Below are 23496 nucleotides of genomic sequence, written 5' to 3'. Positions count from 1 at the left end.
AATTACTCAACAATGAAAAAATATATAAAAAATAAAATCTCAGCACTTGTATCTATAGTAGCAGTGACTGCTCTTTTGGTTTCTTGTTCAAAGGATTTTTTGGAGCCGGACCCACTTTCCTTTTACGAGCCTGAAACTACATTTACTACAGAATCCGGTTTGCAGGCAGTTTTGGCAAGTGCTGATAAACAACTCCGTAATAATTATATCCATTTTAGAAGTGCCGGTAATAGTGTGCCTATTGGTACAGAATATGTTTTCTCTGATATGGCAAAATATGGAAAGACGGATAATAGCAGTACAATTTCTGATTTTGCCAATACTATAGTCCCTACCGGAAGTTTTAAAACAGATCCAAATGATGATTTTTACCTTGGATTTTACTGGGGTGAAGCTTATAGTGGTATTAAGCATGCCAATACTATATTGACCTATATTGATAAGGTAACGAGTTTAACTCAGGAAGTTAAGAATAAGTATATCGGTCAGGCCTATTTTCATAGAGCATACCGTTATTTAAATCTGGTATATCAATTTGGAGATGTACCCCTAATTACAAAAATTTTGGAAATTCCTAAGCAAACTTATTATTCGACTAAGAAAGAAGCTATCATTGAAATGATTACAGCTGATATGGAAAAAGCTGTTGAATGGGTTCCGGAACAGTCAAAACTGCCATATTTAGGTGTGGTGAATAAAGGGGCGTGTCGTCAGTTATTGATTAAATGTTATCTGGCATCAGGCAAATTTGCTGAAGCTGAAGCACAGGCCAATATTCTGATCAATCAATCCGGGTATTCTTTAATGCAAAGCAATTTTGGAACTTTTGATCCGGGAGGAAATCCACAAACATGGACGATTACCAGAAATGTTATCTGGGATTTGCACAGACCAGAAAATAAAATCATTGCAGCAAATAAAGAAGCTATCATGATAATGCCCAATGGTGGTGTACAATCATTTTTACCATTTGCTTCCATGAGAATTTTTGGACCTAACTGGAATTCGGGCACACTAACAACACCTGATGGAAAACAGGCAGCAGCTCGTTTTGCCTCAAATAATGCAAATTATCAGGTCAAATACGATTATGCAAGAGCATTGGGGCGTGGTATTGCAACGATTAGTGCTTCCTATTATTCACAGCATCCTATGTGGGTCGTAAACGGTATTGAGGACAAGCAGGATCTTAGACATAATAATACTGTTGGTAACTGGGTCAATATGGAAGATCTTAAATACAGTGATAAAACCTCTGCATACTACCAGCAAAATTTTAGAATGAAACATAATGGTGTTCTGTTATCCAGAGATACCCTTCGTGAATGGTTCGATTTTCCGTTATATAAAATCTACCTGCATGATGTTGTGAATGAAACCAATGCAAATGCGACTGATTTTCAAGGGGCAAGTACCGGAAGTAAGGCGCATTGGTACCTGTATCGTTTAGCCGAAACTTATTTGTTAAGAGCAGAAGCACGTTTTTATCAGGGAAATGTTGGAGGTGCAGCACAGGATGTAAATGCTGTCAGAGCCAGAGCGGGAGCTTCGCAAATGTACACACAGGTAACTATTGGTGATATTTGTGCAGAAAGAGGAAGAGAACTTTATCTGGAAGAATGGAGAAATGTAGAATTAAAACGTATTTCGCATTGTTTAGCCATAAGCGGAAAACCCGATGAATGGGGGCAAACGTACAGTTTAAGCAATTGGGACAAGCAGTCAGGAACAGACAATGCCGGAGGCAGTTACTGGTATCAGCGTATCGTACACTACACACTATATAACAAATATCCAAGCGGAATTGTTGTGCCAAATGGTACTAAATTCTATACTATGGACAAACGTAATAATTACTGGCCTATACCAAACGGTGATATAACAGCTAATATTAAAGGTAAATTAAGTCAGAACTACGGTTATGATGGTTATGACCCTAACATTAAGGTTTGGGATAAATGGCAGGATGCTGTTGCGGATGAAAGTGTATTATAATTCTAAAATGTCAATTTAAATGTACTAATACCACAAAGTTAATTGCTTAAAATTACCACAAAGTTTAAGCTTATCAACAAATCGTACATTGATTAAAAAGATTTAATTTTTTGCCCACCAATTAATAGTTTTTAAGAAGTATTGACCACAAAGGCATTATTTGTAAAAGAATAATGCCGGTGGTCTTTATGAAACTGGATTTGCTTTTTTTGTATAATCCAGCAGTAATTCAGATGGATCCATACATTTTTACCGGTTATTAACTGCAGGAGTTTCTTGGTTTCTGCATCAAATTAATTTGTCACTAACTAAAAAGTAAAACAAAAATTTTAAAACAATTTTTAAATAAGACTTCATATGAAAAAATTATACACCTTTTTATTTTTCGGTCTGTCGGTCTTTTTGTTCCGAATACAGGCACAGGCTCCTAATCTTCCGGTTAAAGTAAATTTGGCTACGACATTAAACGGTTCAAAAACATTTAGTAATAGTGCTGCTCCGGATATACTATCTTTCCCGTTATCCAGTCAGACAGAATTTACGCTGGAAGTAAAGACCAAAATAAATTCAGCTCTGGGCAGGGGATTGGATGTAGAAGTTAAAAATACTTCCGGACTTGGATTCCGGACTTCTTTGGATAAAACTACTTTTAATCATTCCACAGTTTTATCAGCAGTAGAAAGTTTAAGTACTTCTGTTGATAATGCTCAGGAACAGACTTACAGGTACGTGGTAAAAAATAGTCTTGTAAATATTTATCAGGATGGTCATTATTTAACCTCAAAACCATTAGATTTTGTAACTGATATTTCATCAGGACCAATTGTTTACGGATCAGATAACCTGCTTGGCAGATGGGCAGGTGTTGCAGGGAACAATTCGGGTAAACCAAATGATTACGGTTGGGCCAATACTTCGGCAAGTTTACCATGGAACACCGCTAATTCTACCAGTGGTGTAAGATATCTGGATGTAACTTCCGGGCATACATTCGAATCAGATAATACAGCTTACAATGGAAGAATAATGTACATTCGCTGGGATAATAGCGCTTATTCTGCTTCAACCTACAGTTATCCGGTAAAATTAGAGAAAGATCTTAAATATGAGTTTTCATGGATTTATGAATATATATCAAATTCTGCTCCCGGAACTCCTATAAATGTAGCCATATCAGCAGCTGCAAACGGAACCGGAGTTATTGCTTCTAAAACATTTACAACCGGAAATGCCAATAAATTAAGAAGAGGAGACTTGTCTTTTATTTCAAATGCTGATGGTGTTTATTACGTAACTATTACAGCAGGATCCGGACTTATGGCAATTGGGGATTTAAAACTGAAATCTTCAAATTTAATCAATACCTGGGATGGTTTTGTTAATGATAATTCAGGTTCGCCAGCGGCTTATAACTGGACCAACTCATTATCCTCCGCGATTTTCAATACAGCAAATGCGGCCAGCGGAACACGATATATGGATGTAACATCAGGACATGCTTTAGAATCGGATGATTCAAATTATGCAGGAAGATTGCTTTATATTAGATGGGACGGTACGGCTGAAAACTCGGTTTATTCATTTCCGGTACAATTGGAAGCTTCCAGGGATTATCAATTTTCATGGCTGTATGAGTACATTTCAAATTTAGCTCCCGGTTCTCAAATGAGTGTATCTGTTTCTACATCCGCGAATGGTGGCGGGACGGTTATTTCATCGAAAAGCTTTACAACAGGTGCTGTTAATAAATTGAGAAAAGGAGATTTGTCTTTTCAGTCTCAGAGTGCAGGAATCTATTATATCAATATTACAGGCGATAAAGCCCTTTTTGGAATTGGCGATTTAAAAATTCAGACCCAGCAGCTTGCAAGTATCATTATTGGTAAAAATTATGCAGTTGGTGCAGTTAATATGGAAGTGAGTTCCGTAACTTTTGAAAATGCAGCCTATGCACCCGAAAAAGTTATCAGTCCTTCATTGCAAACTGCTGATATTTCGAGTAGTGTGAATGTTGGAGCTTACGCAAAATCAAAAGTGGTTTTAAATTCTTCGGCTTCTTTGTATTTAAAAAATGCCTACAATCCGTTAATCAATTCAACGATAAACTTAAATTCAGCAAATGCACAGGTGTATTTTGAAAATGTTAAACCATCAGTTGTGATCAGTTCTTATCTGCAATATATATCCGTAAATGGAACTTTGGCCGGTAACGGAACTAATGTTATAGTGTCGAACTATGCAGGAGGTGCTGTTGTAGCTCCTTATACTTCAGATTTAAAACCGTTAGAAGTTTTTACAGCAGAAAATTTCGCAGGTACTTCTCAGCAATATGAAACCGTTACGCCACACGATAATTTAAGTTCATTTGATAACGCGATTAAGTCATTCAAATTGAAAAAAGGCTATATGGCAACTTTTGCTTCAAATGCAGACGGAAGCGGTTACAGCAGGGTTTTTATAGCAGAAAATCAGGATTTGGAAATTCCGGTTCTGCCTGTTAATTTAAACGGAACTATTTCGTTTATCAGAACAATGAAATGGCATGAAGTCAATAAAAAAGGGCTCGCTGGCGGAAGTACAGAGGCGATGGAGGCAACCAATATTACGTGGTATTACAACTGGAATACCGGAATGAATTCTACACCCAATATTGAGTATGTACCCATAAGACAGACTAATTTCTGGCCTTCCTTTACTCCAGCTTATACAAAAGAAGGTTATACGCATCTTTTAGGATTTAATGAACCCGATCGTCCTGATCAGTCAAATATGACAGTTGAAGCCGCTATAGCTTCCTGGCCGGCATTAATGAAATCAGGATTGCGATTAGGTTCTCCAGCTACATCTGATCCTTTTAATCCTTGGATGGGGACTTTTATGATGCAGGCTGAGGCTAATAATTACAGAATCGATTACATTGCGATTCACTGTTATTGGTATAAAACTGCAGCACAATGGAAAAGTGATCTTCAAAATGTCTATGACAGATACAAAAGACCGCTTTGGATTACAGAATGGAATATAGGGGCAAACTGGACAGGAAATAATTTTCCTGACGGCCCAACTTTATTAACAGATGCAAATGCAATCAAGCATAAAAATGATCTAGCCGCAATATTAACCGTATTAGAGACCACTGATTATGTTGAGCGCTATTCGATCTATAACTGGGTACAGGATGCAAGAGCAATGTATGTTACAATAGACGATGCTTTTAAAACAAGAAATCCAAACTGGCAAAATTATGTATGGCTTCAAACTGCACCTGTTATTTCAAGTACAGCTACAAGTTATGTGGTATTAACCCCTGCTGGAGAATATTATGCGAATAATACTTCTGCCAAAGCGTACAGCTCAAACAGAGAATATATTTCAACATGGAAAACAAAAGTTGAAACACTGAGTTACCAACTGTCATCCGACTACCAAAACATTACCATAAAATGGACAGGGACTAATAACGATTTGGTAAATAAATATATTCTGGAAAGAAAATTAACCGGCGAAAATGATTTTTCGGTTTTCTATGAATCAACAGATTACAAAGTTACCCAGAAAACTGATTTAGTGCATTCACGAGCAGAATACCGAATCAAAGTAGTGGGTAAAGACAATACAGAATCAGCATATTCGGCTATTATGGTATTTGAGCAGGCTCCAATTGCAGCAACGCCTTCAAATATTGAAGGAAAGGCATTGTCTAAATCCATAATCAACCTAAAATGGACGGCTGTTGCAGGAGCAGAATCGTATACAATTAAAAGATCCGAAACGCTGAATGGTACGTATGAAAATGTCGCGGTTTATCTAAAAGAAACCACTCTGGACGATATTAATTTACAAGAAAACAAAGATTATTTCTATAAACTGGCATCTGTAAATACAGGTGGTGAAAGTCAGTATTCTACACCTTTGAATGTAAAAACAATGGCATTTGCAATTCCGCCAGCCGTTATAAATGCAAGTTTAGCATACGGTAATGCAAAAGTAAATCTGACATGGGATTTCATGTATGATGTTAGTTTTTATGTAAAAAGATCCACTTCATCATCAGGCCCTTTTACAACTATAGCAACTGTTGCAACAAATGCATATAGCGACGTATCAGTTTCAAACGGAACACCGTACTATTATAAAATTGCAGCCTTTAATACTTTAGGCGAAGGCCCTGAATCAAATCTTCTAACCGCAACACCTGCACAGGGACAAAAGATTACGGGCAGCATAATTGGACATACCGGATCGTATCAAAGTAATGGTGCTACAATTGAAAAGGCTTTTGATGAAAACCTGACGACTTATGTTGATGGTCCTACTGCAACAGGTTATGTAGGATATGATTTTGGAACGAATGGAAAAGCAAGTCTGACGGACATCAGATATGTTCCTCGAAATGGTTTTGGCAATCGTATAACCGGAAGTGAAATTCGCGGTTCGAACAGCGAAGATTATCTCAATTCTTATGAAGTTTTGCATATAATAACAAGCACACCGGCAAATGATGTTTTTACACAGGATTCTGGTTTGGCAACTCCAAAATACAGATATATCTATTGGTACACACCAACCGGTTACGGAAATATAGCTGAACTTGAATTTTACGGAAGTGTTGATACGACATTATCGACCAATAAACCCGCTGGGATTTCAGGTAATTTAACCGCTTTTCCAAATCCTACCTCAGGACAGTTCGATATTAGTTTCCCCATAGCTGATGGTGTGCAAAAAATTACAATTTATACTGTAGGCGGAAAATTAATTTCTGAATCGGATTATGAAGTTCAAAACGGTAAAGTTCAACTAAATCTGGAAAATAATAGCTCAGGACTATACTTTGTAAAGCTTCATTCTTATCCGGATAAAGCAATCAGGGTTGTCAAAAAATAATGATTAATTAAATCAAAAAATAAAGTTAGTTTGGTTTTATAATGTGTTTTTGTAATGATGGGGGATTTTGAGCGATCCCCCATTTTTATTATTTAAGAGATGATATAGTAAGCTTAACTTAAATAGAATAAAAGACTTTAATAAAGTCATTGCTTTTTAAGACAATATAACTCATCAATCTTTAACGAATTGATTTTAAAATATATAGAAATGAAATTTAGGAGTTGTTTTTTACTAATAATAGGAAGCCTATTGTCATTAAATTTTGCTTTTGTTCAAAATAAAGACAAAGAATTAAATAATGAAAGATATCAATTAGTTTGGGGTGATGAATTTACGGCTGATGGGATTCCGGATGAAAAGAACTGGAATTACGAAACCGGCTTTGTAAGAAATCAGGAAGCCCAGTGGTATCAAAAAGAAAATGCTTTCTGCAAAAACGGTTTCCTGATTATTGAAGCCCTAAAAGAAAACAGATCAAATCCTGACTTTGTTTCTAAAACCCATTCCGACTGGACAAAAAATAGAGATTCTGTAAAAGTTACATCTTCTTGTTTAATAACCCGTGGAAAGCATTCCTGGCAATATGGGCGATTCGAAATGCGGGCTAAAATTCCGGTTACAAAAGGGATTTGGCCGGCCTTTTGGACTTTGGGTGTAGATGGAAACTGGCCTGAGAACGGGGAGATTGATATTATGGAATATTACACCGGAAAAATATTAGCAAATGCATGCTGGAAATCAGATGAATCGAAAACAGTCTGGGACAGTTCGACAAAAATGCTAAGTGATTTTAATGAAAATTGGGTGGACAAATTTCACATCTGGAGAATGGATTGGGATGCCAAATGGATCAGATTATATGTTGATGACCAGTTATTGAATGAAATAAATATTTCAGAATCAATGAAGTATAAAAATCAAAAGATAAAACCTTTTCAGCAGCCACATTATCTACTGGTAAATCTGGCAGTAGGAGGAATGAACGGCGGGGAATTTACAAGCGATAATTTACCATCACAATACATAATAGATTATATCAGGGTTTATCAAAAACAATTAAAATGAAATTAAAATATTCGATACTTATAAGTTTTATATCTTCATTTTTCAGCCAAAGCAATCGATTTACGAAAATAATGAAAAGATAATGACTGAGTATATATTAATGCTTATGGAACGACAAAAAATCAGGTATTCCAATAGCATTTCATTTAACACCAGGAAAAACAGCTTATGCAAAAGCATTAGGAAGAATGATTGATAAATTACCGGCTATTTTTTTACTGATTTACCCCTCAAAATATGTCGCTATGCCCCCCTTTTTTTTTGAAACCAAATCCTACATTTGAAATCTTGCTTATTTAAATTAATAAGATTTTATCCTTTTAATTTAAATGAAATAGATTTTTTTAATCTTAAATAAAGTCTTTTGTCTAGTAATATAGAATTCAAATTACGAGTGTCTTTTCAAGACAATGTATTTTATTAAAAATCAAAAAAATGAGCAAAGTAAAAAAATTATTGTAGTAAAAATAGAAGTCTAAAAACAGATATTTTTAGCATAAAAATACCCTTTTGCGCAATTGGCAGACACAAACCTTGAGTGTCTTTTTATCTTTTCAAGGCAATAAAATTTAATAAAAATGAAAAAATTAAATCTTAAAAAAAAAGTAATTTCTGAGTTAACAGATGAACAAAAATTATCAATTAAGGGAGGTGGAACTACATCTTACTCGGAATGCACTGGTTTTCTTTGTTGTAATTATCATGGCTGTGCTACAGCTTCCGAGGGCCCCCAGAGAAGTTGTAATACAGATCCTGACAAAGAAAGTTGCGAACCGTTTATGGGATATACCCAATAAATTGCTTTGAATATTATACACAATAAAAATGGTAGATTTTTTCTACCATTTTATTGTGTTAAAAAAATTGAAAAAAATTGAAAAAAATTGATACATATACAGAAAAGTTAATTACAAAAGAAATTTCTATTATTTTAAAATTTCTTCTAGATTGGGATAGTATAAAAGAGTATAGAAACTCGAATCATATTGGTCTTCTTTCTGGCTTACCTGGGATAATTCTGGCTTTATTTGAATATTCTAAAATTAGTCCAATTGTTAATGACAAAGAAGTATTAAATGAATATATCCAGAAAACGATTAAAATTCTTGAAAACACAGAAAAATTAACTCCAACTTATTGCGATGGTTTAGCTGGTTATGGTATTTTTCTTTTAAAATTAAAGTCTAATAAATTTATTGACACGTTCAATGAAGAATTAAACAATCAGATTGATGAGATTTTAGAGGAAATTGATGAAGTACTAGAAGAACACATAGATATATACAATGAAAAAGACAATCTAGATATTTTGCATGGTTTACTTGGTATTGGTCTCTATTTCATCGAAAGAGAAAATAAGATTAGAGTTAATGATATTGTCAAAATTTTAAGCACAACATCAACAACAACAAAAGAAGGTTATGTTTATTGGAAAAAATATGACTCTTATGATGTTTTTGATATTGTCCTTGATATGGGAAATGCACATGGTATAGGGTCAAATATTTTCTTTTTATCAAAGGTTTTATCAAAAAAAAATATTTTAACAGAGGACTTAACAATAATAGTTAATGATTTGATAGATAATTCAATAAAGTTTTATCTTAATAATACACAAATAATTACAAAAGTAATTTACAGTTATTACCCATTTAAAATACTAGCCGTCGATTTTGAACAGCATACCTTAACCGCAGAAAATTCAAGATTAGGTTGGTGTTATGGCGATTTAGGAGTTTTATACACCTTATTGATGGCTTCTATACTACTAGAAAAAAAAATATTTGAAAAAGTAATTTTAGAAAAATTAGTTTTTGTAGCCAGTCGTACCCTTAAAAGAGAAAAACATAGTATTGATGCTGGCTTTTGTCATGGCACTTGCGGTATAGCCATTTTATTTTTAAATATATATAATATTTCAAATAATGAAGTATTTTGGGATGCAGCAAATTATTGGTTAAAAGAAACACTCAATAAAAAAATTGAAATACAATCAAATGAGTATGTTTATTATGGCTTCGCAATTCCAAATTCTACAGAAAAAAATATTTCTATACTTGAAGGACTTACCGGAGTCCTTATCTGTTATCATAAATTTTTATATTCAGAAGCACCGATTTCTGAAGAGTTGTTAATGATCAAATATTAAAAAGAACTTCATGAACAAAAAAAATATTTTCGCAATTACGCTTTGCTTTTGTTTTATTATGCAAATGTTTTCTCAAGAAAAGCAAGTTATTACCAGTATTGAAAAATACAAACAATTTGGTTTGGTATGGGGGCTTCTAAAGTACCATCATTCTGAAGTAAGCAAAGGAAATTACAATTGGGACGAAATTTTCGTTGAAAATATTGACAAACTAGACGCAGCAGTAAAGACACAAACAAATCTTGATTCTTTTTTATTAAATTTTGTTGTATCAGTCAAAGAAAGTAAAATAAAGACCGAGACAAATACGAATAATCTATTCACAAAAAATTTTGATTATAACTGGATAGAACAGTATTCGGACAATAAAGAACTTTATACCAAGTTAAAAAAATTAGAAAACAATACAAGTATAGGTTACTACTACACTTCAAAAAGTGGAATCCCGACTTTCGAAAATGAGAAAGGATTTATAGCATTTGATTCTAAAATTAAAAGCCATAGGCTATTAGAGTTATTCAGTTTTTGGAACGTCATCCAATATTATTATGTAAATAAATATTTGATGGATAAAAACTGGTTTGGTCAGTTAGATTATTTTATTGGTAACTTCGTAAACTGTAATTCTAAATTAGAATATGAGTTAGCAAAGAACAACTTAATTGTATCACTTAATGATTCACATTCTATTTCTTTATCAAAAACAGTATCCGATTCTCTATTTAAATATAGAGCTCCAATCGGAATAAAGAATATTAATGACACTTTAGTTGTTACAAGGATTTTTAATAAAAATTTAGCAAAAAAAGATGATTTGAAATTGGGGGATTTGATTGTTGAAATTAATGACCTAGACATTAAAACACTTCAAAAGCAAAAGATACAATCAAAATTTTCTTCTTCGAATGATACTTATTCAAAAGGGTTTTCTGGGTGGTTGCTGCGTAATAAAGAAGATAGTGTTAAAGTTAGAATTAAAAGAAACGATTCTGTTATTACAAAATATATTTATCTCTATAAAACCTTTGAAAATAAAGATTACTCTTCGCTTCCATTATTTTCTTATAAAAAAGAATGGCAACTTATTGATGATAATATTGGCTATATAAATTTAAAAACAATTTCTAAAGAGGATATCAAAAATGCTTTTGAAGCATTTTCTAACACGGATGGGATTATAATAGATTTAAGAAATTATCCAAAAAATATTAGAGGGTCAGATATTACAAAATACACCTATCCAGACAGGAAAGAATTTATTAAAGTTCTATCGCCATTAAAAGATAGACCATCATTAGCAGGCTTTGGTAAGCCTTCGATTAGCCTTATAATAGATCCTTTTAAAAACGGAGGTAAAAATTCAAAATACTATAATAAAAAGATTATTTTATTAGTAGATCAAACCACTCAAAGTATGGCAGAGTTTGTAGGAATGGCTATTCAAGCATCTCCTAATTGTATAACAGTAGGTGAAAACACAGCTGGTTCTGTAATGAATATTGCCATTTTTAAACTACCTGATGGTACAGAATTTCGATTCACTACTATGGGTGCGTTTTATCCCGATGGAACTGGAGTACAAAGAAAAGGATTGAAAATAGATCACTATGTTAACCAAACCACGTCAAATTTTACTGAGGATCAATATATTCTTAAAGGAATTGAATTGATAAAATCTACAAAAAACAAAGAAAACTAATTTATGTACAAAATTTTTGACACATACGTATTACGTACCCCCCTTTTAACAATAGATTTTTTTTTAAAACTCACAAAAGAAAATAAGGTTACTGATGAGCAATTAAAACATATTTTTTTAGATTCAACAATCAAAGAAGCCATTTTCCTGGCGTCACCAGTTTTTTATAAAGAGGTTGAAAAATGGTCAACAGGTCAAAATTTAGATGAAAAAGGAGAAATTCGAAACTCATTTTTAAAATATTTGTCTAGAATATGTTCCAGACCCACTCCATTTGGTTTGTTTTCAGGATGTTCTACTGGTCATTTTTTGAACGAAAGTAGAATTGAGAGGGAGAATTCATTAAATAAGAGACATACTAGACTTGATATGGATCTAACGGGACTACTAATAAAGTATTTGAAAGAAATTCCTTCAATCAAGGAACAATTAAATTTCTTTCCCAATAATAGTCTTTTTGAATTGGGCAATTTTTTACGTTTTATCGAATCTAAATATAATGATAACGTTACTTTAGTCCAAAAAATGATTGAAGTTGAATCGTCAGATTATCTTAAAAAAATTATTCAATTTTGTGGTGAAGGTAAAAGTATATCTCAAATTTCCAATCTACTTGTCAGTAATGATATTGAATTTGATGATGCTAGAGAATTTATAATAGAGTTAATTGATAGTCAAATCTTAGTAAGTGAATTAGAACAGACCGTTTCCGGTATGGAAAATTTTGATCATATAGTATCTGTTTTGAAGAGGATCGATAATAAAAGTTCATTAATTGAGAATCTAACATTAATAAAATTAAAATTAGCTGAATTGGATAATGATGATCCAAACAGCGTAGATGCGTATTTAGAAATAATAGAGCTACTTAAAGAATTTAATATTGCATTTAATGAAAAATATGTTTTTCAAACGGATCTAATTATTGGACATAATCATAATACATTAAATGGAGATCTTGTAAATAACATCTATGAAGGTCTAACTTTAATCAATAAGATTTCATCTACAAAAAACAACAATACAAATTTATCAGACTTTAAAAAAGCTTTTTATGAAAGGTATGAAACCAAAGAGATTTCTTTAGCCTTAGCACTTGATAACGAAATTGGTTTGGGTTATCCAATTAATTCAGGAAAAGGAGATCCAAATCCATTCATTGATGATATAATGTTCAATAATTCTGACAGCAAAGAAACAAGTGCTAAATTGTCACAAATTGATGTCCTTTTATTTAATAAAATAATTGAAGCAGAAAAAAGTGATAGTAAAGTTATTGAAATTCGAGAAGATGAAATAAAAATATTAGAATCTAATTGGCTAAACTTACCTGATACTTTTTCTACAATTGCACAAATTGCAGTTATAGAAAATCAAACCATGATTCATTTGAGTGCGTTTTCAGGCAGTAGTGCTGGAAATTTATTTGGCAGATTTTGCCATGGAGATTTAAATCTAAATAAATTTGTTGAGGAAATAGTAGCTATTGAGAATAATTTGAATCCTAATACAATTTTGGCTGAAATTGTTCATTTACCTGAAGATCGGATAGGAAATGTTTTAATGCGTCCTTCTTTACGAAATTATGAAATACCTTTTTTATCTAGATCTACTAAATCTTACGAAGAGCAAATTCCAATTAGTGACCTACTGATTTCTATCAAAAATAATCGTATTTTTTTAAGATCTAAAAAATTAAATAAAGAAATATGTCCAAGACTTACTACAGCGCATAACTATAAGCTAAGTAATCTTTCTATTTACCGTTTTTTATGTGATATGCAGTCAGTCGATAAAAGAAAATCATTAACATTTGAATGGAATGCAATGATTTCAAGTTCTTTAACTTTTTTTCCTAGAGTCATTTACAAAAATATTATCCTATCCACTTCAAAATGGAAAATTACATCTGATAAAATAAAAAGAATATTAGATATTAAAGATGACCTGAAGCTTTTTGAAAAATTTGTCGAGTTTTCTAATAAATATAATATTCCAAAATTAGTTTATCTAGTCGAGGGAGATAATAAACTATTAATTAATATTGATAATCTCTCTAGCATCAAGATGTTGTTGAGCCTAATTAAAAATAAAAGTTTTTTCTTTTTGGAAGAATTTCTTTTTTCAGATGATACAATTTGTACAGATCCTAAAGGAAAAGGTTTTGTTAATGAGTTTGTTTTTTCATTTTACAAAAATTAATACAATTAAAATATCGAATAATGGATGGAAATAGTAAAAGGGATTTTATTTTAGGAGATGAATGGTTCTATTTTAAAATTTATACTGGTGTTAAAACTGCAGATAGTTTATTGGTTGATTATTTTGTACCAATGATTAATATTTGGAAGGAGAATAATTATATAAACAAATGGTTTTTTATTAGATATTATGATCCTGAATTTCATTTACGTATCAGAGTTTATTTGACAGATCAAAAAAACATCCTCCCTATTATCCAGGATTTAAGTTCATTATCAAAAACATTAATGGAACAAAACCTGATTTGGAAATTACAAACAGATACGTATAGCAGGGAATTAGAAAGATATGGTACAGATTATATAGAGGATATTGAAAATATTTTTTATCATGATAGTGAAATGATTGTAAAAATATTAGATTATACTGAAAACACAAAAGTTAAAAATGTTCAATGGTTAGCAGGTCTTTACAGTTTAGATAGTTTGCTTAATGTATTTAAGATTCCTATAGAAAGAAAGAAATATCTAATGGAAAAATTTGTGTCAGCATTTAGAAAAGAAATGAATTATGACACTAATTTAAAACGCCAGTTAAGTCTGAAATATCGAAAAAACAAAAATGAAATAAATTCTTTTCTATCAAAAAAGACAGACCATAATGAATTGATCTCTTTCGTAACTATGAGAGACCAAAAAATAGAACAATCAATAGCTAAAATAATCAAGGAAGGATCAAATATTGAAAATATAGACGAACTTATATTTAGTATTTCACATATGAGTTTTAATAGATTATACAGAACTAAAGGTAGAGAAAACGAATTTGTTAGTTATCACTTACTTTTATATTACTATGAATCTAAAATAGCTCAAATGAAATATAAAGAAGTAGTAATGGAATTATGATTAATTTTTATCAAATAAAAATGCAAACTACTTTTTATAATTAGTCTCACTTTTTTGTTTGAAACCAATGAATTTGACAAAACTTATAATATTTTTTAAATCCTAAATGTAATTCATATATTGAAAAAAGATTTTCCCTTTTATATACAACCCGACTCTAAAGATTGCGGTCCAACTTGTTTACGCATTATAGCAAAACATTATGGTAAATTAATCTCTTTGCAAGATATTCGGGATTTATCAGAAACCACCAGAGAGGGTAGTAATTTATTCAAGTTAAGTGATGCCGCTGAAGCCATTGGTTTTAAATCCTTAGGTGTTAAATTAGATTTTGATACACTTACAGAGGCTTCTTTTCCTTTAATTGCTCATTGGAATAAAGCCCATTTTGTAGTAGTCTATAAAATTAAAAAAGATATAGTATATGTTTCTGACCCTTCATATGGTCTTATTTCATATACTAAACAGGAGTTTATTACTTGTTGGATAGGTAATAATGCTACAAAGGATACAAAGGAAGGAATTGCTCTATTATTAGAAATTACTCCAAGGTTTAAACAAATAAACTGGAATGAAACCGATAAAAAATCGTTTCGTTTCCTTTTTCAATATTTATTTAAATACAAAAGTTTAATTCTACAGCTTGTTATTGGTTTGATAGTTGGTAGTATACTGCAACTTATTTTTCCTTTTATAACTCAAAGTATTGTGGATATTGGTATACAAAATCAGGACATTCATTTTATTTATATAGTACTGATTGCTCAGGTAATGTTGTTCCTTGGGCAAACAAGTGTTGGTTTTTTTAGAAGTTGGATTTTATTGCATTTAAGTACCCGCATTAATATTTCATTAGTCTCTGATTTTTTTATAAAATTAATGAATTTGCCTATATCTTATTTTGATACCAGAATGACGGGTGATATTATGCAGCGGATTAATGACCACAGCCGTATAGAAACCTTACTTACAGGTTCTACATTAAATACCCTGTTTTCTATGGTCAATTTATTTGTTTTTGGAGCAGTACTAATTTATTACAGTTTATCTATCTTTTTCATATTTGCTGTTGGCAGTATCATTTATGTGCTTTGGATTTTATTTTTTTTAAAACGCCGTAAAGAATTAGATTACAGACGTTTTTCTCAATTGAGTCAGGAACAAAGTACCGTTATTGAACTTATTAATGGGATGCAGGAAATAAAATTGCACAATGCCGAAAAGCAAAAACGATGGAAATGGGAATACGTACAGGCACGATTATTTAAAGTATCCATGCAAAGTTTATCCTTACAGCAAACACAAGCAGTTGGCGCGTCATTTATTAATCAAATAAAAAATATTTTAATCACATTTACCTCTGCGCTTTTAGTGATTGATGGATCTATTACTTTAGGGATGATGCTTTCCGTTCAGTATATTATTGGTCAGTTAAATAGCCCTATTGAGCAATTAGTTGGTTTTATTCAGGCGGCTCAAGACGCTAAGATAAGTTTAGAACGGTTAGGAGAAATTCACAATAAAGAAGACGAAGAAGGAAAAGAAAAACATTTAATATCTAATATAAAAACCGGTCAGGATATAGAGATTCAGGATGTAACATTTAGGTATTTAGGGAGTAATAAAAATACAATAAAAGGGATAAACATAAAAATCCCTGCTAATAAAATAACAGCTATTGTAGGTGCTAGCGGTAGTGGTAAAACTACTCTAATGAAAATACTTTTAAAGTTCTACGATATTGAAAAAGGAACTATTTTATTTGGCGAACATTATTTAAGCTCGATATCTCATAAAAGCTGGCGGGCCAATTGTGGTGTAGTAATGCAGGAAGGTTATGTGTTTAATGATACTATAGCTTACAATATTGCAGTGGGAGATGAAAGCATAGATCAGGAACGCTTAATACTAGCAACAAAAGTAGCGAATATTTATGATTTCATTCAATCCTTACCCCTTGGTTTTAACACTAAAATAGGTAATGAAGGAGTTGGGGTAAGCACGGGGCAAAAACAACGTCTATTTATAGCCAGAGCAGTTTATAAAAATCCGGATATATTATTTTTTGACGAAGCAACATCTGCTTTAGATGCTAAAAATGAGCGAATTATTATGGAAAATTTAAATCATTTTTTTAAAGACAGAACTGTTGTAATCATTGCACATCGTTTAAGTACAGTCAAAAATGCAGATCAAATAGTGGTTATAGACGATGGTAAAGTAAAAGAATCCGGTAAGCATAATGAATTATTAGATAAACAAGGAGTTTACTATAGTTTAGTGAAAAATCAATTGGAGTTAGAAAAATTAAGTAATGATAGCTATGCCTAAAAATCAAAAAGAAGATAACTTAAATTTAAGATCCGAGGAAGTTCAGGAAATTTTGTCAAATCCACCAATCTGGATTATCAGGTGGGGTATTACACTTGTTTTTATGTTTGTTTGCATCATAGTTTGCCTGTCTTTTATTATCAAATATCCGGATTTTGTAACAGCTAAAATATTAGTAACAACTAACCAACCTACTGAAAAAGTGACATCAAGGTATTCAGGACAATTAGATAAAATTTTCATTAAAAACAGGGATACTGTTAAAAAAGGCCAAAAATTAGCCATTATAAAAAATACAGGGAATTTCAGGGATGTTTATTTATTGAAAAATATTATTGATACACTTCCATTTGAGATAAACAGCTTTCGCTTTCCATTTAACAAAACTTCTCATCTTACATTAGGAGATATTAATAATGCCTATGTGAATTTTGAAAAAAGTTACACCGATTATTTTTTATTAAAAAATTTAGATCCCTATACAAATCAATTAGGTGATAATAAAATATCCCTTCAGGAATTAAAAAATCAGTTAGGAAATCAAATTGCTCAAAAACGGTTGCAAGAACGCGAATTTAAGTTAAAACAAATAGATTTTGAAAGAGATAAACATTTATTTGAAAAAGGTATTATTTCGCAAAGAGATTATGAATTAAAGGAATTAGAGTTTATACAAATTCAAAAAAACATTAGTTCGATGGCAATTTCTATTTCACAGATTACAGAAAATATTTCTTCTGCTAACCATACACTAATAAGTACTAAAATTAATGAACAGGAAGACAGTACCAGATTATTAAAAAATTTGAAACAATCGTATGATTTACTTAAAGAAGCAATTAGAAATTGGGAATACAACTATGCGTTGATATCTTCGATAAATGGTGTTATTAGCTTTCAAGATTTTTGGGGTGCAAATCAATTTGTAAATGTTGGGAATGTAGTTTTTACAATTCTACCAATAAGTACCTCCAATTTAGTTGGGAAGCTCGTGATACCTGCTCAAAACGCTGGAAAAGTAAGTGTTGGACAAAAAGTATTTGTCAAATTAGATAATTATCCATATCAGCAATATGGAATGCTTATTGGTAAAGTCACAAATTTTTCTATATCTCCTGATACGGAAGGGAATTATACAGTTTTTATTACCCTTCCAAAAGGGACAAAAACATCCTACAATAAAAGTTTAAAATTTACCCAGGAATTACTAGGAAACGCTGAAATTGTTACTGAAAATCTAAGTGTAGCGGAACGCATATTCTACAAATTCAGAGAGGTACTTACCTACAATTAATTTTTATTTAAAAGCTTTAATTATAAATCATGATTGCAAAAAAAAAACATAAAATATCTTTTTGTACGGTGTGTATGAATCGTTTAAGTTTTCTAAAAGAAACTTTACCAAAAAACATTAAAGATAATTTAGATTATGGAAATGTAGAATTTATTGTGCTTAATTATAATTCAACAGACGAGTTAGATAAATGGATAAATACAGAAATGTCTCAATATATAAAGCAAGGTGTCTTAAAATACATAAAAACGAGTGAACCCGAATATTTTTTAATGAGTCATTCAAAGAATGTTGTTTCAAAACAAGCCACTGGAGACATAGTGTGTAATGTAGATGCTGACAATTTTATAGGTGAAGGATTTGCTAATTTTATTAATGAGTCTTTTTTAAAAGGTGAAAATATATATTTATCAGTAGATAAAGGTACACAAAGAGATTGTTGTGGCAGGATATGTTTAAAGAAAGATGATTTTGAAACATTACGAGGATATGATGAAAATATGAAAGGTTATGGTTTTGAAGATTTTGACTTAAGAAATCGTCTTGAATTGTTAGGAAGAAAAGTAGTGCTGTTTCCTGAAAAATTTCTAAACGCTTTACCTCATAGTGATGTTGAACGCCTTAAAAACGAGTATAATAACATAGAAATAAAACATATATATATGAAACATAAAACACCATCAATTACTGAGTTAGTTTACTGCTTTAGTAATAACGAGGTGTATGCTGGTTCTATTGTTGAAAAATCAACTTTAAATTCAGAATCTACTGAAAATATATTTATTACAAAAAAAAGTTTTGAATATAATATTATTTTGCTTGATGATAGTTGGAAATTTGGACAATTCATTTCCAATGATAAAATTATTTTCAAAGAAGGAGATATTTCAATTGCTAATAATTCAGAGTATTTTGAAGTATTGAATGAGGCATTTTGCTCATCATTAATAATGCTTTTTTCTCAAATGAGTAACCGCATAAAAATGAATAAAAATTTGACCCATAAAAGAATAACTGTTAATGAAGAATCTTATGGAGACGCTCACTTCGAATAAAAAGATAAAATTCAAATCGAATAATAACTCAAATGTTATTCAGAATGAAGATACAATAAATGTATGTATTTCTATTTTTTACGATAAATTAATGTGGGATATTTTAGTAGTAGACGCTATATTTCCTTTTATTTCGCAAAATAAAAATTTGCCGTTTTATTTTTATTTAAACGAGCTAAGAGGATATAATATAAGATTAGTGTTTGTAGTACAAAAAGAAAATGCTCTCGAAATTGCAAAGTCAATAGATAGCTATTTTAAAGAGTTTCTTGCTAAAAATCCTTCAGAATTAAAAATCGTAAAAGAAGAAAACTTTCGAAGTTTTATGAATTTCAAAAATAATTCTATTCATTATGGATTATTTGAAAATGATTCTGATTCTTGGCAAGGTTTCAATATTGGATTAACGGATTTATTATTTTCTGCTTTTACTGAATATAAGGATGAATTTCATTTATCAATAAATGAAATAATGTTTCAGATTATTACAATTTTTTTTAATGCAATAAAGATTTCTGACAATGACATATTAAAAATAATTAAAAGGCTGTTAGAAATCGAACATTCCCAATATGATTTAAATATGCCACGAGAAATCACAGATTTAAACGAACAATATTTCTTAGAGAACAAAGATGTTTTACTACCCTATTTAAAGGAATATAGAAATATTAAAGTAGATTATTATGAAGAAAAATGGGAAATGGAATGGCACAATTTTGTCTATACTTTTTTTAATGAAAATTTTACTTTAGAAAATAACGCTATTGAAATTAATACTGCTCTAAATAAAATAATAGAAGTATTTAGTGTAAAAAACAAAATTAGCCTCTATTATTTATTGATAAACGCAATAGAAAAATATAATGTTTAAAAAATAGTTGGTCACAGAAACTTTTAACGAAATAAAACTAAGAATCTGATGGAATTTTTTAAAGACAATTCTAAAGTGAATGAATGTAATAATTTGAAATCAGCTTTATTACTATTAACAAACAAAACTAATAAAGTGATATATCAAAAATATGAATCCCTTAGTAAAGTTAGTAATCACCATAAAGCTTATCTTTTATTTCATAGTAATCATAATGATGAAAATGTAGAATTTAAAAAAAATATAAGAATATTTCCTTTCACAAATGATATTCTTGCAGATATTGGTTATAAGGCTATTGGGGAAGATTTATTGCCGGGTAATAATCATTTTCCATTACTGCAGTTCTTTCTGGAAAATCCCGGATATAATTTTTACTGGTTAATTGAAGATGATGTGCATTATAACGGAAATTGGCAAGATTTTTTTGCTTTTTTTTTAAAATTTAATTCTGCAGATTTTATAAGTTCTCACATGAATGATTTCAATGAAAATCCCAATTGGTATTGGTGGAATACATTATTTCATCAAAAAAAAATAATTCTTTCAGAAAATAAAGTGCGGTCCTTTAATCCAATATACCGTCTCTCAAATAAAGCATTAGAGTATTTACACAATCAATTAAAAAATGGATGGCAGGGGCATCATGAAGTGCTTATTCCAACTTTGCTAAAACACGGAGGTTTTAATATACAGGATTTTGGAGGTTTAGGCCCGTACGTGCCTGAAAATTGCAAAAACCGATTTTATAAAAGAATTGATATTAATCAGTCTAATGAATTATTTGGCAATTCTATGAGGTTTAAACCCAATATATGTGATCAGGAAATAACAGAAAGTCTCTTATATCATCCGGCAAAATTTTCAGAAGAAAAAAACATTTGAATTTGATCTTAGAATCCTGAAAATTTAAAATTTTTATTCAAAAATTAAAACGAATCAATCATGAATTTAACAAAAAAGAAGCACAAGAATAAAAAACATTGTATAATAGCAACTGTTGGGGCTTCAAGTTTACATAAACAGTGGATCAAAGGTGAGAATGCATTTGACCTCCACTTAATAGTTTATGATGACTCGTATGAATTGTTTAAATTAGATACTCCTTTTATTACTGTTGGTACGGGAAATAAATTTAAATTAATTTACAATTATTTAAAAAATAATGAAAGATTAATTGATCAATACGATTTTTTTTATATGCCAGATGATGATATAGCAATAGATCAGAATAATATACAAAAGTTGTTTGATTTTATGGAAAATTATGAGTTAGATTTAGCCCAGCCAGCTATAGCTAATTCATATTTTTCTCACCCACATACTTTCCGAAAAGCAAACTCAATTATCCGTTTTACAAATTTTGTTGAAATCATGCAGCCCTGTTTTTCAAGAGATGCGCTAAGAAAAGTGTTGCACACATTTAATGAATCAAAAAGTGGTTGGGGGTTAGATTTTCACTGGGGTATAATTGTTAATTATACTGAATTTAATATGGCTATAATTGATGACATCTATTCATTACATACCAGACCAGTACAATCTAGCAATCATCAAGAGATGCTGGATTACATGAAGAAATATAATTTAAGTTTTAAAATATATAGTACTTAAAAAGATGAAAAAATATGATTTTTTAATTGTAGGGTCAGGGCTATATGGTGCAGTATTTGCACGTGAAATGACAAACCTCGGAAAAAAATGTCTTGTTATTGATAAAAGATTACATGCAGGAGGGAATATCTATTGTGAAAATATAAAAGGAATTAATGTTCATAAATATGGTCCTCATATATTTCATACCAATGATAAAAATATATGGGACTATGTCAATTCATTTGTAAAGTTTAAAGATTTTACATATTCACCATTGGCCAATTATAAAGATACATTATATAATTTACCATTTAACATGAATACTTTTTATCAACTCTGGAATATTAAAAATCCTGTAGAAGTAGAAGAGAAGATTAAAAATCAAGTTAAGGAAGCCGGGTTTATTCGACCAAAAAATTTAGAAGAACAAGCCATCAGTATGGTTGGGAAAGATATATACGAAATATTAATAAAAGGATATACAGAGAAACAATGGGGACGTAAAGCTATAGATCTTCCAACATTTATTATTAAACGACTGCCCGTAAGGTTTACTTATGATAATAATTATTTTAATGATAAATATCAAGGAATTCCTATTGGTGGATATAACAAACTAATTGAAGGACTTTTAAAAGATATTGAAGTTAAAATTGGAGTAGACTTTTTTAAAAATCGTGATGAGCTTACTAAATTAGCCAAACATATAGTTTATACTGGTAAAATAGATGAATTTTATGATTATAAATAGGGACATTTAGAATATAGAAGCCTGCGCTTTGAACATGAGTTCATGAGTATTCCAAACTATCAGGGTGTTTCGGTTGTAAATTTCACAGAAAAAAGTATTCCTTATACTCGAATTATAGAGCATAAACATTTTGAATTCAGTAAATTATCGAAAACTATTGTTACTAAAGAATTTCCACAAGAGTGGAAACCTGGAACTGAAGCATACTATCCTATTAATGATGATTATAATAATAAAATACTTACAAAGTATAATGAGTTAGTAAAAAAAGAAAATAATGTAATTTTTGGAGGACGGTTAGCCGAATATAAATATTATGACATGCATCAAGTTATTGCCTCAGCTTTAGTAAAAATAAATATGTTTAAGTAATATTAGCGGAAGAGTAAAAGGGCAGATGTCGCGGGACTTGACGGTGTATATGGGATGAGAAAGCCTATCTTATCCATTCTTCTGAGGAAAATCTCACGCTTCATATTTCTGAATTGACAGACGATTATTTAGATTTTACAGAAAAATGGACCCGAATGGCGTCAACTGGTCATAACGAAACACCGGTAATTTTAAAAAAAGACGTAATTTATTATATGATAACTTCAGGCTGTACAGGCTGGGAACCAAATGAAGCACGTTCTTTTAAATCGAATTCGATTTGGGGACTGTGAGAAACTTTAGGAAACCCATGTA

General features: G+C 30.8%; 15 protein-coding genes and 2 pseudogenes. All 17 read left to right on the top strand.

The features are described from left to right. The first annotated feature begins 12 nt into the window (after positions 1 to 12). Complete coding sequence (locus FLACHUCJ7_RS17285) at positions 13 to 1995, top strand: RagB/SusD family nutrient uptake outer membrane protein (RefSeq protein WP_078228109.1); 1983 nt, start codon at positions 13 to 15, stop codon at positions 1993 to 1995. Positions 1996 to 2352: 357 nt separating this feature from the next. Beyond that, positions 2353 to 6882 carry a glycosyl hydrolase gene (locus FLACHUCJ7_RS17280; RefSeq protein WP_180909781.1) on the top strand — a complete coding sequence of 1510 codons (4530 nt, stop codon included), beginning with the start codon at positions 2353 to 2355 and terminating at the stop codon, positions 6880 to 6882. 210 nt (positions 6883 to 7092) lie between these two features. Next, complete coding sequence (locus tag FLACHUCJ7_RS17275) at positions 7093 to 7950, top strand: glycoside hydrolase family 16 protein (protein WP_180909780.1); 858 nt, start codon at positions 7093 to 7095, stop codon at positions 7948 to 7950. 119 nt (positions 7951 to 8069) lie between these two features. Then, positions 8070 to 8189, top strand: a pseudogene (locus FLACHUCJ7_RS25685) (IS982 family transposase); the annotation flags it as partial. A gap of 339 nt (positions 8190 to 8528) precedes the next feature. Next, positions 8529 to 8747 carry a class I lanthipeptide gene (locus FLACHUCJ7_RS17270; protein WP_078228106.1) on the top strand — a complete coding sequence of 73 codons (219 nt, stop codon included), beginning with the start codon at positions 8529 to 8531 and terminating at the stop codon, positions 8745 to 8747. Between the two features lie 77 nt (positions 8748 to 8824). Beyond that, a complete protein-coding gene (locus FLACHUCJ7_RS17265; RefSeq protein WP_180909779.1) occupies positions 8825 to 10099 on the top strand; it encodes a lanthionine synthetase LanC family protein in 1275 nt (424 codons plus the stop codon). Positions 10100 to 10109: 10 nt separating this feature from the next. Continuing rightward, positions 10110 to 11798, top strand: coding sequence for a S41 family peptidase (locus tag FLACHUCJ7_RS17260; RefSeq protein ID WP_180909778.1), 1689 nt, complete (start codon positions 10110 to 10112; stop codon positions 11796 to 11798). A 3-nt stretch (positions 11799 to 11801) separates the two neighbouring features. Further along, a complete protein-coding gene (locus tag FLACHUCJ7_RS17255; RefSeq protein WP_180909777.1) occupies positions 11802 to 14000 on the top strand; it encodes a lantibiotic dehydratase family protein in 2199 nt (732 codons plus the stop codon). 20 nt (positions 14001 to 14020) lie between these two features. Next, positions 14021 to 14908, top strand: a complete 888-nt coding sequence (locus FLACHUCJ7_RS17250) for a thiopeptide-type bacteriocin biosynthesis protein (RefSeq protein ID WP_078228102.1) — start codon at positions 14021 to 14023, stop codon at positions 14906 to 14908. A gap of 120 nt (positions 14909 to 15028) precedes the next feature. Further along, positions 15029 to 17239 (top strand): peptidase domain-containing ABC transporter, encoded by a 2211-nt coding sequence (locus FLACHUCJ7_RS17245; RefSeq protein ID WP_180909776.1) that lies wholly within the window; start codon positions 15029 to 15031, stop codon positions 17237 to 17239. Beyond that, a complete protein-coding gene (locus FLACHUCJ7_RS17240) occupies positions 17223 to 18533 on the top strand; it encodes an HlyD family secretion protein (RefSeq protein ID WP_219634124.1) in 1311 nt (436 codons plus the stop codon). The genes FLACHUCJ7_RS17245 and FLACHUCJ7_RS17240 overlap by 17 nt, the downstream gene beginning before the upstream one ends. A 29-nt stretch (positions 18534 to 18562) precedes the next feature. Beyond that, entirely contained in the window at positions 18563 to 19588 is a 1026-nt protein-coding gene (locus FLACHUCJ7_RS17235; RefSeq protein WP_078228099.1) for a glycosyltransferase family 2 protein, read from the top strand. 91 nt (positions 19589 to 19679) lie between these two features. Continuing rightward, a complete protein-coding gene (locus FLACHUCJ7_RS17230) occupies positions 19680 to 20462 on the top strand; it encodes a hypothetical protein (protein WP_180909775.1) in 783 nt (260 codons plus the stop codon). A gap of 48 nt (positions 20463 to 20510) precedes the next feature. Beyond that, complete coding sequence (locus tag FLACHUCJ7_RS17225) at positions 20511 to 21347, top strand: hypothetical protein (RefSeq protein WP_180909774.1); 837 nt, start codon at positions 20511 to 20513, stop codon at positions 21345 to 21347. A 60-nt stretch (positions 21348 to 21407) separates the two neighbouring features. Continuing rightward, positions 21408 to 22076, top strand: a complete 669-nt coding sequence (locus FLACHUCJ7_RS17220; protein ID WP_078228096.1) for a DUF707 domain-containing protein — start codon at positions 21408 to 21410, stop codon at positions 22074 to 22076. 4 nt (positions 22077 to 22080) lie between these two features. Next, a pseudogene (gene glf / locus FLACHUCJ7_RS17215) lies at positions 22081 to 23181 on the top strand (UDP-galactopyranose mutase). 113 nt (positions 23182 to 23294) lie between these two features. After that, complete coding sequence (locus FLACHUCJ7_RS17210; protein WP_180909773.1) at positions 23295 to 23474, top strand: hypothetical protein; 180 nt, start codon at positions 23295 to 23297, stop codon at positions 23472 to 23474. Positions 23475 to 23496 lie beyond the last annotated feature (22 nt).

This window comes from Flavobacterium salmonis (assembly GCF_903819435.1).
Taxonomy (GTDB): Bacteria; Bacteroidota; Bacteroidia; order Flavobacteriales; family Flavobacteriaceae; genus Flavobacterium; species Flavobacterium chungangense.
This window is presented reverse-complemented; position numbering and strand designations above follow the sequence as displayed.

Bases quoted from the DNA above. Each gene is read 5' to 3' on its own strand.
- FLACHUCJ7_RS17250 (WP_078228102.1), top strand. From the start codon at position 14,021: ATGGATGGAAATAGTAAAAGGGATTTTATTTTAGGAGATGAATGGTTC.
- FLACHUCJ7_RS17285 (WP_078228109.1), top strand. From the start codon at position 13: ATGAAAAAATATATAAAAAATAAAATCTCAGCACTTGTATCTATAGTA.
- FLACHUCJ7_RS17255 (WP_180909777.1), top strand. From the start codon at position 11,802: ATGTACAAAATTTTTGACACATACGTATTACGTACCCCCCTTTTAACA.
- FLACHUCJ7_RS17280 (WP_180909781.1), top strand. From the start codon at position 2,353: ATGAAAAAATTATACACCTTTTTATTTTTCGGTCTGTCGGTCTTTTTG.
- FLACHUCJ7_RS17260 (WP_180909778.1), top strand. From the start codon at position 10,110: ATGAACAAAAAAAATATTTTCGCAATTACGCTTTGCTTTTGTTTTATT.
- FLACHUCJ7_RS17225 (WP_180909774.1), top strand. From the start codon at position 20,511: ATGGAATTTTTTAAAGACAATTCTAAAGTGAATGAATGTAATAATTTG.
- FLACHUCJ7_RS17275 (WP_180909780.1), top strand. From the start codon at position 7,093: ATGAAATTTAGGAGTTGTTTTTTACTAATAATAGGAAGCCTATTGTCA.
- FLACHUCJ7_RS17235 (WP_078228099.1), top strand. From the start codon at position 18,563: ATGATTGCAAAAAAAAAACATAAAATATCTTTTTGTACGGTGTGTATG.
- FLACHUCJ7_RS17230 (WP_180909775.1), top strand. From the start codon at position 19,680: ATGTGGGATATTTTAGTAGTAGACGCTATATTTCCTTTTATTTCGCAA.
- FLACHUCJ7_RS17270 (WP_078228106.1), top strand. From the start codon at position 8,529: ATGAAAAAATTAAATCTTAAAAAAAAAGTAATTTCTGAGTTAACAGAT.
- FLACHUCJ7_RS17240 (WP_219634124.1), top strand. From the start codon at position 17,223: ATGATAGCTATGCCTAAAAATCAAAAAGAAGATAACTTAAATTTAAGA.
- FLACHUCJ7_RS17220 (WP_078228096.1), top strand. From the start codon at position 21,408: ATGAATTTAACAAAAAAGAAGCACAAGAATAAAAAACATTGTATAATA.